This window comes from Pseudomonas sp. C5pp (assembly GCF_000814065.1).
Lineage (GTDB): Bacteria > Pseudomonadota > Gammaproteobacteria > Pseudomonadales > Pseudomonadaceae > Aquipseudomonas > Aquipseudomonas asiatica.
In genome coordinates, this window is the sequence record NZ_JWLN01000050.1 from 1 (window position 1) to 13,513 (window position 13,513).

The following is a 13,513-nucleotide window of genomic DNA, read 5'->3' on the forward strand; positions in this document are numbered from 1 at the left end:
TAGCCCTTTCAACTCTTTCTGAACAACCTAACTTGTTGAATTTCAAGAAGTTTGTCGTTCCGATGTCGCTGGAAGTGGGGCGCATTATAAGGGGATTCGAGAGGGCGTCAACCTTTAATTTCATTTATTTGAAATGTTCCAGGCGAAGACTTTATCAAGGCTACCAGGTGCTCGCCACAACACCTTCTGCGCCTATGAGATCGAGCGCCGCGCGGGCGGCGCTCGATCTTGTAGGCGCCAGAGAACCTAAGGCGGGCACATTTCAAAGCCAATACCATCCCAAGACAGGCCCCTGGCTGCCCCACCCCACTCTCAAACCACCCTCCCCTGCCTCCGACCAACCCTGGGCAGCACCCGCGAAACCGCGGGAACCCGCAACACCATCAACACAGCCCCAATAACCGCATAAATCGCCCACTCCCGCAAATCCGAGCGCACGATCCACAGAAAATGCAGCAAACCCAACCCAAGTATCACGTACACCAACCGGTGCAGCTTCTTCCAACGCATACCCAGGCGCCGCTGGCTATACCGATTCGAGGTAACCGCCAAAGCCAGCAACCCAAGAAACCCAAGCGCACCCACAATTATGTATGGCCGCTTGCGCAACTCCACCGCCAACTGCCCCCAGTCCAACCCAAGGATAAAGAACAGGTAAGCCAGGATGTGCAGCACGATATAGGCAAACACCCACAACCCCAGTTGCCGGCGCACCACGATCCAGCCCGACCATCCCGTCAGCTTCTGCAGCGGCGTCATGCCCAAGGTAACCAGCAGGAAGGTCAGCGCCCCGAGTCCAAGCCGGTCCATCATGATCTTTCCGGGATCAGGCCCTAGCAGATTCATCGCCGCCTCATACAACCACCAGACTGGGAACAGGCATCCCACGATGAAGATGGCCAGACGAAACCAGGGGTAACGCATCAGTAGTTCTTCCGCAGATCAAGCCCGGTATACAGCGACGCCACTTCATCGGCATAGCCATTGAACATCTGGGTTTCCCGCACATTGGGACTGAACAGCCCGCTGGGCAGCCGCCGTTCACGCGCCTGGCTCCAACGCGGGTGGTCGACCGTCGGGTTAACATTGGCATAGAACCCATATTCATCCGGCGCCAGCCCTTCCCAGGTGGTGCCCGGCTGCTCCGCCACCAGGCTGATACGCACGATCGACTTGATGCTCTTGAAGCCATACTTCCACGGCACCACCAGCCGCAACGGCGCGCCATTCTGGTTGGGCAGCTCCCGGCCATACATCCCGACCGCCAGGATCGCTAAAGGATGCATTGCCTCATCCAGGCGCAAGCCTTCTCTATAAGGCCAGTCGATCAAGGCGAACCCCGAACGCTGCCCCGGCATGTGCTCCGGGTCTTTCAGGGTTTCGAAGCGCACATAACGCGCCTTGGATGTCGGTTCGACCTGCTTGAGCACCTGCGCCAACGGGAAGCCCAGCCACGGAATGACCATCGACCACGCCTCCACGCACCGCAGCCGATAGATGCGCTCCTCGAGCTGGTACGGTTTGACGAAGTCCTCCAGCGCATAGCGGCCGGGCTTACTCACTTCGCCATCGACCACAACGCTCCACGGTTCGGTTTTCAGGCTGTCGCCATTGGCCGCCGGGTCACCCTTGTCGGGCCCGAACTCGTAGAAGTTGTTGTAGTGGGTAGCATCCTTGAACGGCGTGATTGCCTCACCCTTGACCGTTACTGCCTGCCATCGGGTAGCTGCGAGCTTTTCATTGAACCAGCCAGGCGCCCTGCCCGCCTCGACATCGGCGTAACGGCTGGCTTCAGCTGCGCGCGCCATGCTCGGCAAAGCGCCAAGGGCCAGGCCAGCCAACGAGCCACCCAGCAGGGTACGACGGGAGAGGTAGATGCCTTCGGGGGTGATCTCCGACGCCTTGCACTCGGAAGACCTGGGAAGCTTGATGAGCATGAGCGGCTCCACAGCACTGGATAACGGATGTACCAGTAAGACTATGGAGCCGGCGGGTTATTCCAGCATTAAATGATTGTCACGCTTTGCGACGGCGTGACTTCAGCAGGAACTGAATCGGGCCCGAAGCCGCATAGGCAAGGAAGATCAGCAGCAGGATACGCGGCGGGTCGCTGAACACTACGGCAAACACCAGCACCACGGCCAGGATAGCCACGAACGGCACACGCCCCTTCAGGTCCAGCTCCTTGAAGCTGTTGTACTTGATGTTGCTGACCATCAGCATGCCAGCAGCAGCCACCAGCAGCGCCACCAGGAACGACAGCTTGGAGCCCTGGATGCCGTAGTCGCTGAACGCCCACACGGTACCCGCGACCACCCCCGCAGCAGCAGGACTGGCAAGGCCGATGAAGTAGCGCTTGTCGGCGGTGCCGACCTGGGTATTGAAGCGTGCCAGGCGCAGTGCTGCACCGGCCACATAGATGAAAGCGACCATCCAGCCAACCTTGCCCATGTCGCCCAGTGCCCAGCCAAAGGCCAGCAAGGCCGGAGCGACACCAAACGCAACCATGTCCGACAGTGAGTCGTACTCGGCACCAAAGGCGCTCTGTGTGTTGGTCATGCGCGCGACACGGCCATCCAGGCCGTCGAGCACCATGGCCACGAAGATGGCGATCGCAGCGAAGGCAAAGTACTTGCTCGCCTCGCGGGGGTCACCGGCGCTCAGGGCGCTCTGCGCGCTCATCGAGCTGATGATGGAATAGAAACCGGCAAACAGGTTGGCGGTGGTAAACAGATTGGGCAGCAGGTAGATGCCACGATGGCGCACCTTGCGCCCTTCGGCGTCATGACCTTCTTCAACGTGCTCATCGACAGGTAGCAGGCTTTCGGCGTCGGAGGGCTTGTTCGGCTCTTCGGGACGTTCGCTCATGGAGGGTACCTTGCAACAGGATGGAAAATGTTCGACACGGGCCTGCAAAACAGGTTCTGACGGCAGGCCACTGGTCTGCTTTATACCAGAAGCTGACTGTCAGAACGAAAAAACGCGGCCGAAGCCGCGTTTTTCATCTTTCGATAATACTTAGTTCTTGGTCTTGTCGACGATTTTGTTAGCCGAGATCCACGGCATCATCGAGCGCAGCTGCTCGCCGATGATTTCGATGCCGTGAGCGGCGTTGTTGCGGCGCTTGGCGGTCATCGATGGGTAGTTGGTAGCACCTTCGGAGATGAACATCTTCGCGTACTCGCCGTCCTGGATGCGCTTCAGGGCGTTGCGCATGGCCTTGCGGGATTCTTCGTTGATGACTTCCGGACCGGTTACGTACTCACCGTACTCGGCGTTGTTGGAGATCGAGTAGTTCATGTTGGCGATGCCGCCTTCGTACATGAGGTCAACGATCAGCTTCAGCTCGTGCAGGCACTCGAAGTAGGCCATTTCCGGCGCGTAGCCAGCTTCGACCAGGGTTTCGAAACCGGCCTTGACCAGCTCTACGGTACCGCCGCACAGAACAGCCTGCTCACCGAACAGGTCGGTTTCGGTCTCGTCCTTGAAGGTGGTTTCGATGATGCCGGTACGGCCGCCGCCTACGCCCGAAGCGTACGACAGGGCAACATTCTTGGCGTTGCCGGAGGCGTCCTGGTAGATGGCGATCAGGTCAGGGATACCGCCGCCCTTGACGAACTCGGAGCGAACGGTGTGGCCCGGGGCCTTCGGCGCGATCATGATCACGTCGAGGTCGGCACGTGGAACAACCTGGTTGTAGTGGATCGAGAAGCCGTGGGAGAAGGCCAGGGTAGCGCCCTTCTTGATGTTCGGCTCGATTTCCTGCTTGTAGAGCTGGCCCTGGAACTCGTCCGGGGTCAGGATCATGACCAGGTCAGCAGCAGCGACGGCAGAGGCAACGTCGGTCACTTTCAGGCCATGGGCTTCTGCCTTGGCAACGGTGGCCGAACCTTTACGCAGACCGATGGTGACATCTACACCGGAGTCCTTCAGGTTGCACGCCTGAGCGTGGCCCTGGGAACCGTAACCGATGATGGCGACTTTCTTACCCTGGATGATGGAAAGGTCGCAGTCTTTATCGTAGAAAACTTTCATGAAAATACCCCTGGTTATATCTCGGCCCCTGCGGAGCCATCGCTAATTTTTGAATTCAGATGCTGAGCACTTTGTCGCCACGGGCAATGCCGGTAACGCCGCTGCGCACGGTTTCGAGAATCGATGCAGTGCCGATCGCCTGGATGAAGCTGTCCAGTTTGTCGCTGGTGCCGCTCAGCTGTACGGTGTACACGCTGGCAGTCACATCGACGATCTGGCCACGGAAGATATCCGTGGTGCGCTTGATCTCGGCGCGCTGGGCACCGGTGGCCTTGACCTTGACCAGCATCAGTTCACGCTCGATGTGAGCGCTTTCCGACAGGTCGACGAGCTTGACCACTTCGACCAGCTTGTTCAGGTTCTTGGTGATCTGTTCGATCACTTCGTCATGGCCAACGGTGGTCAGCGTCAGACGCGACAGGGTCGGGTCTTCGGTCGGCGCCACGGTCAGGCTTTCAATGTTGTAGTTACGCTGGGAGAACAGGCCGACCACGCGGGACAACGCACCTGGTTCGTTTTCCAGCAGCAGGGAGATGATGTGCCGCATATCAGGTACGCTCCGTCTTGCTCAGCCACATGTCACGCATCGAGCCATCCTTGATCTGCATCGGATAGACGTGCTCACTGCGGTCAACCGCGATGTCGATGAACACCAGGCGGTCCTTCATCGCAAACGCTTCTTCCAGCTTCGGCTTGAGGTCCTTCAGGCTGGTGATGCGGATACCCACATGGCCATAGGCCTCGGCCAGCTTGATGAAGTCAGGCAGCGACTCGACGTACGAGTGCGAGTGACGACCGTTGTAGGCCATGTCCTGCCACTGGCGGACCATGCCCAACACACCGTTGTTCAGGTTGACGATCTTCACCGGCAGCCCGTACTGCATGCAGGTGGACAGCTCCTGGATATTCATCTGGATGCTGCCTTCGCCGGTCACGCAGGCCACGTCCTGGTCCGGGAAGTTGAGCTTGACGCCCATCGCCGCCGGGAAGCCGAAGCCCATGGTGCCCAGGCCACCGGAGTTGATCCAGCGGTTCGGCTTGTTGAAGCGGTAGTACTGCGCCGCGAACATTTGGTGCTGACCCACGTCGGAGGTGACGAAGGCATCGCCATTGGTCACTTCGCACAGGGTCTCGATGACTTTCTGCGGCTTGATGACATTGCCGTCGCCCTTGTCGTAAGGGAACAGCTCGCCATTGCCACGCCATTCGTCGATCTGCTTCCACCAGGCATCCAGCGCCGCCTTGTCAGGCTGCTCGCCGATTTCCTTGAGGATGCCGAGCATTTCGCTGAGCACGCTGTCGACCGGGCCGACGATCGGCACGTCGGCCTTGATCATCTTGGAGATCGACGCCGGGTCGATGTCGATATGGATGATCTTGGCGTTCGGGCAGAACTTGGCCGGGCCGTTGACCACGCGGTCGTCAAAACGGGCACCGACGGCGAAGATGACGTCGGCATGGTGCATGGCCATGTTGGCAGTGAAGCTGCCGTGCATGCCGAGCATGCCGAGGAACTGGCGGTCGGTACCCGGGAAGCCACCCAGACCCATCAGGGTATTGGTGACCGGCAGGTTGAGCGACTTGGCGATTTCGGTCAGGGCTTCGGAGCCACCACCGAGGATCACGCCGCCACCGGAATAGACGATCGGGCGCTTGGCCGCCAGCAGCATCTCGGCAGCCTTGCGGATCTGGCCGGAGTGGCCGCGTACCGCTGGGCTATAGGAGCGCAGCTTGACCTTTTTCGGGTAGACGTATTCGAACTTCTCGGCCGGGTTGGTCATATCTTTTGGAATGTCGACCACGACCGGACCTGGGCGACCGGATTGCGCCAGGTAGAATGCTTTTTTCAGAACTTCGGGGATTTCGCTGGCATGTTTGATCATGAAGCTGTGCTTCACGATCGGCCGCGAAATACCGATCATGTCGGTTTCCTGGAAGGCATCGGTACCCACCATGGTGCTAGGCACCTGGCCGGACAGGATGACCATCGGAATCGAATCCATGTAGGCGGTGGCAATACCGGTAATGGCATTGGTCGCGCCCGGGCCGGAGGTTACCAGCACCACGCCGGCCTTGCCGGTGGCGCGGGCGTAGCCATCCGCCATATGGGTAGCTGCCTGCTCATGACGAACCAGGATGTGCTCGACTTCCGGTTCCTTGAACAGCGCGTCGTAAACATGCAGGAGAGCACCACCAGGGTACCCGTAGATGTGCTTAACGCCTTCGTCACGCAAGAAGCGGACGACCATCTCAGCGCCAGATAAAAGCTCCACGTTGTTCACCTCTAAAACGCCAGAATACCGCCCTCACTGGACGGGTCTTAATAGGTTTACTGCCAAGCAGAGCATGAGCGAACGTCAGCACTGACTGAGCAAGTATTGGGAGCGCCCCAGAGTGTTGCGGGGTTTTCCCACCCAGCGCGAGGTAACGCGTTGCGGGGTGTAACAGGTCGGCGCGGGTGTGCGCCTCATGATCTGCTTAGCGGGTCTGCTTCTGGCAGTCCCTCTACAGCGGAGATTGGATTCTTCTGATTCGGCGCCAACAAGTCAAGAAAAATTATTGCCAATTTTTCCCCAAGATGAATTCCTGCCACCACTAAAAATCGCTTCAGCAGCAGAATAAATAAGATTTCCACAAAAAAGGGCCACAATCTGCGGCCCTTGAAGGAAAAACTGAAGAAATCAGGCGGAAGGAGCAATCAATTGGTCAAATGCTGCCAACAGGCGGCGTAGCTCACGACTTTGCTCTGGCCGGTCGGTAAATACCGTTTCAGCCATTACCAGGATGCCGGACGCATTGGGCAGCGGGTGGCCCAGCTCGATGATGATCTTCATCCGTGGCAGGAAGATCCATTGGAGCCACTGCTCGAAACTGAGGGTATCGACTGCGAAAGGCACCGTACTGGCTAGTGCCTCATCGCTTGGCGGCTCGTCATCCCACCAGCCTTGCACCTGCAGCTCACGTTCGATCAGCAGCAAGTGGTCGGCAACATCCAGAATGCGCTGCTCGATCATCACGAATTGACCCGTGCCTTTTGCCGGGCCAGTGCGGCACCAGCGCTGTCACCCTGCTTCTCGCGGGCCTGGGCGATGGTGTTCCACAGCTCGGCCTGCAGGCTCGGGCGGCCGTTGGCGTAAGTCAGGGCACGACGCGCCAACTGCTCGGCCTGCGGTGCATCACCTTGCGACAGGCGTACCTGGGCCAGACGGTACAGTACCTGTGGCTCGCGCGGGGCAATGCGCTGAGCACGCTCCAGGCTCGATGCGGCACCGTTGAAGTCACCGCTGCCCTGCTGGGTCTTCGCGGTGGTCAGCAGCGCCAGCACCGGGCCGTCCAGCTGCTCGTCGGCCGACAGGCCACCGGTAGCAGCACCGCTACGCGGAATACCGGTTGGCGCGCTGGTGCTTTGCGGGGCGCTGTTCATCGCCGCGATGTCGAAGGGTTCGTCGGCGATCGGGTTGGGATTGGTGGTCATTGGTGCCGAAGTGACCGGCCCAGTGGTAATTGGGCCTGGGGTGATCGGCCCCGGGGTAATCGGCGAGGTGCTGATTGGCGCCGCGCCATTGGCCGCCGGGAACGTCTGGATGCCCGAAGCGCCAGCGCCCTGCGGGATCATCACGGTCACGCCGGAGTCTTCAGGCAGCGTTTGAGCCTGCGCAGTACCCGCGTTATAGCCACCCGCAGAGCGATTGGCCGTCACGCGTTCGCTGTTGGACACCCGGGTGCTCGAGTCGACCACCGGAATATTGCCGCGCGGGACGCTGGCGCACCCCTGGAGCACAGCCAGCGCCGTCACGGCAGGAAACAGCCACTTGTTCACGTCACACCTCATCAATGCAGCCTGTGCTTAATTCATCCAGCCCTTGACCCAGTCCATGACCGATTCAACTGGATCCTGCTCGCCGCCGCAGGTCGCGCCGGCGGGCGGTTCACTCCCGCGAATATACGGCATCTGCACCGCTCCCGGACAGCTGCCATCAGACCCATGGCCACTGTACGGGTCAATCCAGGCCTGCACCACGTTGTCCGGTTGCGGCATGTCCAGCGGCAGCGGGTCGGCCTTCTTCATGAAGCTGGTCCACACCTGCAGGGCGCCGGTAGCACCAGTAAATGGCGTCTTGCCGTTATCGTCACGGCCCATCCATACCACGGCCAGCAGGTCTTGGCTGAACCCGGAGAACCAGCTGTCGCGCGAATCGTTACTGGTGCCGGTCTTGCCCGCCAGGGTGAGATTACGCGGCAAAGTGTTGTACACCGAGCGGCCGGTGCCTTCGCGCATCACCCGCTGCATGGCGTTCTGCACCAGATAGATGGCCCCCGGATCGAAGGTTTGCTGGATCTGGAACGGGTAGCGTTTTAGCGGCTCGCCCTCGGCGGTGAGCACGCTGCGGATACCGCGCATCGGGGTATTGAAGCCGCCGTTGGCGATGGTCTGGTACATCGTCGCAACCTGCATTGGCGACATGCCGCCGGCACCCAGCAGCATGGCCGGGAAGGCTGGCCAGTCAACGTTCACTCCCAGCCGGCCAATGGTCTTGATCACGTTGGGCACACCCACTTCCAGGCCGATCTTGGCAGTCGACAGGTTGTAGGAGTTGGCCAGCCCCTGGTACAGGTAGATGGTGCCATGCGGGCGACGATCGTAGTTCTGCGGGCGCCAGACCTGGCCGTCGGCACCTTTGACCGAGAACGGCTCGTCCTGCACCCAACTGGTCAAGGTGTACTTGGTCGGTTGTTCCAGCGCGGTCAGGTACACCGCTGGCTTGACCAGCGAACCGATCGGCCGCACGGCATCAATGGCGCGGTTGAAGCCGGCGAAGCCGGCCTGGCGGCTGCCGATCAGCGCCTGCACCTCACCGGTTTCCGGATTGGTCACGACCATCGCCGACTCAACCTCGTCCGCCCCCTTGCGCCCCGCGAGGCGCTTGAAGGTCTCGCTCATCGAGGTTTCGGCCTTCATCTGCAGGATCGGGTCGAAGCTGGTGAAGATGCGCAGGCCTTCTTCGGTCAAGTCTTCATCGCGGTAGTCCTGGCGCAGCTGACGCTTGACCAGGTCGAGGAAGGCCGGGAACGAGCTGTCTGCCAGGCTGCCGCGCTTGGTCACGCCCAGCGGCATCTTCTTCGCTGCATCGACTTCTGCCTGGCTGGCCACGCCCTGCTCGGCCACCAGGTCGAGCACCAGGTTGCGGCGGGCCAGGGCGCGGTCCGGATAGCGACGCGGGTTGTAGTAGGACGGCCCCTTGACCATGCCCACCAGCAAAGCGATCTGGTGCAACTTCAGCTCAGACAGCGGTTGGCTGAAGAAGAACTGGCTGGCGAGGCCGAAGCCGTGCACCGCACGCTGACCATCCTGGCCGACGAACACCTCGTTGAGGTAGGCCTCGAGGATCTCGCGCTTGTCGTAGTGCAGCTCCAGCAATACGGCCATCATCGCCTCGGTCAGCTTGCGGCTGAGGCTGCGCTCGCTGGTGAGGTAGAAGTTCTTCACCAACTGCTGGGTCAGGGTGCTGCCACCCTGGCGCATGGAACCTGCCGAGGTATTGACCCACATGGCTCGGGCGATGGACTTGGGCGACACCCCGAAGTGGCTGTAGAAATCGCGGTCTTCCGTCGCCACCAGGGTTTCGAGCAGGTACGGCGGTACCTGGTCGATCTTGATCAGGATGCGGTCTTCGAGGTTTTTCGGGTAGATGCCGCCGATCATCAGCGGCTCCAGGCGCACTACGTCGAGCGTCTTGCCGTTGGCGCCGGAAAGGCCCGCCACGTAATCGCCGGAGAAGCGCACACGCACGAATTGCGCCGGCTCCATGCCCTCGTAGAACTGGAAACCACGAGTATTGAGCTCGACGGTATTGCCGTTGACTGCCGCCGCTCCCGGGCCGTTGGCCGCGCTTTCACGCCGGTAGCCGAGCGCGTCCAGCTCCGTGAGGAAGTCGTTCTTGCTCAGTTTCTGGCCGGTGAACAGCTCCAGCGGCCGGGCGTACACCTTGGCCGGGATGGTCCAGCGCTTGCCGGAAAACTTTTCCTGGACAACGGCATCGAGGTAAACCGCGAAGCCGGCGACTATCACCAGGCCGACCAGGCTGAGCTTCAAAGCCCAGCCCAGCCAGGCGCGGGAGCGGCCGGTCGGGCGTTTCTGAGGGGTACGGGGATTTCGAGTTCGGGTCATGGCGGCGGATTATACGCACTTTATAAAGGCTGGGCAGACGCCCACGGCGGTAGGCAGGGGCGGCACCATTGACCATAATGGCGCATTCGAATTCCCTGCCCCCGGAAGGATTTCCCGTGAGCCAAGCCCTTATCACTGCGTTGCAGAACCCAGCCCTGTACCCTCACCCCGTGGATGGGTTCCAGCTCATCGAGACGCATATCTCCTGGGTCCTGCTCACCGGCGAGTATGCCTACAAGATCAAGAAGCCGATGAACTTCGGCTTCCTCGACTTCACCGGCCTGGACCAGCGCCAGCATTTCTGTAACGAAGAATTGCGCCTGAACCAGCGCCTGACCGACGGCCTGTACCTTGAAGTGTTGCCGATCACCGGTAGCGCCGACGCGCCGCAGATCGGTGGTGAAGGTGAAGCCATCGAGTACGTGCTGAAGATGCGTCAGTTCCCGCAGGGGCAGATGCTCAACACCCTGCAGGCCAATGGCGAACTGAACGCCGCGCACATCGACCAGATGGCCCGGCAGATCGCCGAGTTCCACCTGCAGGCCCCACGCGTGCCGGTGGAGCACCCACTGGGCACGCCGGACAGCGTGATGGCACCTGTGGAGCAGAACTTCGAGCAGATTCGCCCGTTCCTCAGCGACAAGGCCGACCTGCAGCAACTCGACGCCCTGCAGGCTTGGGCACGCAGCAGCTTCGAGCGCCTGCATGGCCTGCTGGAAAAGCGCAAGGCCAATGGTTTCATCCGTGAGTGCCACGGTGACATCCACCTGGGCAACGCCACCCTGATCGACGGCAAGGTGGTGATCTTCGACTGCATCGAGTTCAACGAACCGTTCCGCCTGACCGATGTGTACGCCGATACCGGCTTCCTGGCCATGGACCTGGAAGACCGCGGCCTGAAATGCCTGGCCCGCCGCTTCATCAGCCAGTACCTGGAACTGACCGGCGACTACGAAGGCCTGGAACTGCTCAACTTCTACAAAGCCTACCGCGCGCTGGTGCGGGCCAAGGTTGCACTGTTCAGCATGCCAGCCGATGCCGATGGCGTGCAGCGCGCCACCACTCTTCGCACCTACCGCAACTATGCCAACCTGGCAGAAAGCTACAGCGCCATCCCGTCGCGCCTGCTGGCCATTACCCACGGTGTTTCGGCTGTGGGCAAAAGCCACGTGGCCATGCGCATGGTCGAAGCCCTTGGCGCCGTCCGCGTGCGTTCGGATGTGGAGCGCAAGCGCCTGTTCGGTGAACAGCAGCAGGCTGAGGCTGGCCAGCTGAGTACCGGCATCTATGATCAGGACGCCAGTGTCGCGACCTACCAGCGCCTGCACGAGGTGGCAGCGACCGTACTGCGGGCCGGCTTCCCGGTGGTGCTGGATGCCACCTACCTCAAACGTGATCAGCGCCAGGCCGCAGCGGACATCGCCAGCCAGACGGGCGTGCCGTTCCTGATCCTCGACTGCCATGCGCCGGATGCGGTCATCGCCAGCTGGCTGGAGCAGCGCCAGGCAGAAAATACCGACCCGTCGGATGCCACCCTGGAAGTGGTCAAAGCCCAGCAGGCCAGTCGTGAGCCACTGGATGCACAGGAGCTGGTGCAGAGCACCCGCGTCGATACCCAGAGCGCCGGGAGCATGGACCAGGTGATCGAGCAGATTCGCCAGCGCTTGCCTGGGCTGTAAGTTCAGCGTTTTCCTGGGCCGGCCTATTCGCGGGTGAACCCGCTCCCACAGGTACTGCCTCAGTCGTGAGGCTTGCAGATAACCTTGTGGGAGCGGGTTTACCCGCGAATAGGCCGGCACAGGACATCTCGTCGCCCCCTATGGCAAAAGGCCGCGCATTTCCCATCCCCCGCTACACTCCTCTCTGACCTGCTCGCGATTTATCCCCCAATCCCCGTTCAGCCATCGCAAGGAGGCTCGATGAACGATGAATTGCAGCATCTGAAGAACCTTGGCAAGACCTCTGCGCAGTGGCTGCATGCAGCCGGCATCCACAGTGCATCGGATCTGCGCCGCCTGGGCGCGGTAGGTGCGTACCAGGCCGTGAAGACACGAGGGTTCCGCGCATCGAAGGTGCTGTTGTATGCCATTGAGGGCGCCCTGCTGGACATGCACTGGAACGATTTGCCGCTGGAGCGCAAAGAAGCGCTCAACCAACAACTGGATGCGAAAAGCCCTGCGCAAAAAAATCAGAAATAATCTCGGGAAAGGGATTGACATCGAAATGAGAATAGTTATGATTATCACAACTGGTCGCGAGACTGGTTGGATAAGCTAAGAGCCCCTGGTTCGGACTCTCAGATTATCTCCTCATCAGGCTAATCACGGTTATTGACCCGGCAATTTGCCGGGTCTTTTTTTGCCTTTTACAGCCCCGTCACCGCAGTTGCGCGCAATAGTCCTGCTCCGGCATCGCTGCCGTGTACCACACAAAATCAGCCTCGCCTGCCTCGACCTGCTCACCAACCTCGGCTAGCAGTAGCACCTTGCTCTCCCCCTGCGCTTGCAGGTCAGCCAAGTGCAACGGTACACCCAGGTCCTTGCGCACGTGATAGGCCCCGGCCAGCAGCAGTGCTGGCTGCGGCGCCGCCAGCAAGCGCTCGGCCATGCGCCGGTCGCGCTGCTGCTGCACGGCCAGCATCGCCGGCAACTGGCTTTCTGGCAGCATCCCGCAATGCCCGGCACGCACATGCTCCAGCAAGGCGGCCTTGACCGTCGGCGCATTGGAGCGTTCGCCCGGTAACAAAGCCGGCTGACGATAGGCCTGGCGCATCTCGCCGGGCGAGAGGTTGGCGGCCAGCACAGGCACCCGCTGCTGCAAAGCCTCGGTCACGATTGGCCCGTACAGCTGCCAATCCCAGCCGTCCTGCCAGGCCAGGGCCTTGGGCAGGTCTGCCGGCAAAGGTTGCCCCGCGAGCTCGTCCAGCAGCGGTTGCTGCTCGGGTTGCAGCATTTCCAGCAGCAGGCTGCCCTGCACACGTTGGCCTTGCAGGGCGCGCAGCAGCCACAGCTGCAGTGCGTGATGGTCGGGGTTGTCGTGTTTCTCGCCGACAAGCACCCGGGGGGCGGCAGACAGGTGCTGCACCAGTTGCTCAGGGCTGATCAGCTGGCCATTGGCAAGATCGACGATATGCCCCAGCTCGGCATGGCTGCGCCCCTCACTGCTCTGCCAGGCGGGCAGGGGCGGCAGGCTGGCCTGGCAGCCACCCAGTACCAGCACCAGGCACAGCGAGAAAGCGGACAGCAGCGGATGTCGCATGGGCAGTACCTCCATTTATGGCCTGCACGAGCCCTTGTAGGAGCGCGCCAG

General features: G+C 61.0%; 12 protein-coding genes. 2 read left to right on the plus strand and 10 right to left on the minus strand.

Translation table 11 applies throughout. The annotated features are described in order from the left end of the window. Positions 1–312: 312 nt before the first annotated feature. The 9 genes from msrQ to mrcB form a co-directional block, all read right to left on the minus strand. A complete protein-coding gene (gene msrQ / locus RR51_RS26465; protein ID WP_039615233.1) occupies positions 313–924 on the minus strand; it encodes a protein-methionine-sulfoxide reductase heme-binding subunit MsrQ in 612 nt (203 codons plus the stop codon). Beyond that, positions 924–1,937, minus strand: coding sequence for a protein-methionine-sulfoxide reductase catalytic subunit MsrP (gene msrP / locus RR51_RS26470; protein ID WP_039615234.1), 1,014 nt, complete (start codon positions 1,935–1,937; stop codon positions 924–926). Before msrP ends, msrQ begins: the two co-directional genes overlap by 1 nt. A gap of 79 nt (positions 1,938–2,016) precedes the next feature. Then, positions 2,017–2,868 (minus strand): CDP-diacylglycerol--serine O-phosphatidyltransferase, encoded by an 852-nt coding sequence (gene pssA, locus RR51_RS26475; RefSeq protein WP_009685387.1) that lies wholly within the window; start codon positions 2,866–2,868, stop codon positions 2,017–2,019. 150 nt (positions 2,869–3,018) lie between these two features. Continuing rightward, positions 3,019–4,035, minus strand: a complete 1,017-nt coding sequence (ilvC, locus tag RR51_RS26480; protein ID WP_013974255.1) for a ketol-acid reductoisomerase — start codon at positions 4,033–4,035, stop codon at positions 3,019–3,021. A 55-nt stretch (positions 4,036–4,090) separates the two neighbouring features. Beyond that, on the minus strand, positions 4,091–4,582 hold the full coding sequence (ilvN, locus tag RR51_RS26485; protein WP_003250040.1) for an acetolactate synthase small subunit: 492 nt from the start codon (positions 4,580–4,582) through the stop codon (positions 4,091–4,093). 1 nt (position 4,583) lies between these two features. After that, entirely contained in the window at positions 4,584–6,308 is a 1,725-nt protein-coding gene (locus RR51_RS26490; RefSeq protein ID WP_015271834.1) for an acetolactate synthase 3 large subunit, read from the minus strand. Between the two features lie 408 nt (positions 6,309–6,716). Next, positions 6,717–7,049, minus strand: a complete 333-nt coding sequence (locus tag RR51_RS26495; RefSeq protein WP_031324603.1) for a YqcC family protein — start codon at positions 7,047–7,049, stop codon at positions 6,717–6,719. Next, entirely contained in the window at positions 7,049–7,867 is an 819-nt protein-coding gene (locus RR51_RS26500) for a tetratricopeptide repeat protein (RefSeq protein WP_039615235.1), read from the minus strand. Before RR51_RS26500 ends, RR51_RS26495 begins: the two co-directional genes overlap by 1 nt. Before the next feature lie 15 nt (positions 7,868–7,882). After that, complete coding sequence (gene mrcB, locus RR51_RS26505; RefSeq protein WP_023661650.1) at positions 7,883–10,204, minus strand: penicillin-binding protein 1B; 2,322 nt, start codon at positions 10,202–10,204, stop codon at positions 7,883–7,885. Between the two features lie 116 nt (positions 10,205–10,320). On the opposite strand from mrcB, the gene RR51_RS26510 reads away from it, so the two are divergent. After that, positions 10,321–11,883 (plus strand): bifunctional aminoglycoside phosphotransferase/ATP-binding protein, encoded by a 1,563-nt coding sequence (locus RR51_RS26510; RefSeq protein WP_039615236.1) that lies wholly within the window; start codon positions 10,321–10,323, stop codon positions 11,881–11,883. Positions 11,884–12,123: 240 nt separating this feature from the next. After that, a complete protein-coding gene (locus RR51_RS26515) occupies positions 12,124–12,402 on the plus strand; it encodes a TfoX/Sxy family protein (RefSeq protein ID WP_013974260.1) in 279 nt (92 codons plus the stop codon). Positions 12,403–12,580: 178 nt separating this feature from the next. On the opposite strand, the gene RR51_RS26520 is transcribed toward RR51_RS26515, so the two are convergent. Continuing rightward, positions 12,581–13,462: a ChaN family lipoprotein gene (locus RR51_RS26520; protein WP_039615237.1), complete on the minus strand. Its 882-nt coding sequence runs from the start codon at positions 13,460–13,462 to the stop codon at positions 12,581–12,583. Positions 13,463–13,513 lie beyond the last annotated feature (51 nt).

Bases quoted from the DNA above. Each gene is read 5' to 3' on its own strand.
- msrQ (WP_039615233.1), bottom strand. From the start codon at position 924: ATGCGTTACCCCTGGTTTCGTCTGGCCATCTTCATCGTGGGATGCCTG.
- msrP (WP_039615234.1), bottom strand. From the start codon at position 1,937: ATGCTCATCAAGCTTCCCAGGTCTTCCGAGTGCAAGGCGTCGGAGATC.
- pssA (WP_009685387.1), bottom strand. From the start codon at position 2,868: ATGAGCGAACGTCCCGAAGAGCCGAACAAGCCCTCCGACGCCGAAAGC.
- ilvC (WP_013974255.1), bottom strand. From the start codon at position 4,035: ATGAAAGTTTTCTACGATAAAGACTGCGACCTTTCCATCATCCAGGGT.
- ilvN (WP_003250040.1), bottom strand. From the start codon at position 4,582: ATGCGGCACATCATCTCCCTGCTGCTGGAAAACGAACCAGGTGCGTTG.
- RR51_RS26495 (WP_031324603.1), bottom strand. From the start codon at position 7,049: ATGATCGAGCAGCGCATTCTGGATGTTGCCGACCACTTGCTGCTGATC.
- RR51_RS26500 (WP_039615235.1), bottom strand. From the start codon at position 7,867: ATGAGGTGTGACGTGAACAAGTGGCTGTTTCCTGCCGTGACGGCGCTG.
- mrcB (WP_023661650.1), bottom strand. From the start codon at position 10,204: ATGACCCGAACTCGAAATCCCCGTACCCCTCAGAAACGCCCGACCGGC.
- RR51_RS26515 (WP_013974260.1), top strand. From the start codon at position 12,124: ATGAACGATGAATTGCAGCATCTGAAGAACCTTGGCAAGACCTCTGCG.
- RR51_RS26520 (WP_039615237.1), bottom strand. From the start codon at position 13,462: ATGCGACATCCGCTGCTGTCCGCTTTCTCGCTGTGCCTGGTGCTGGTA.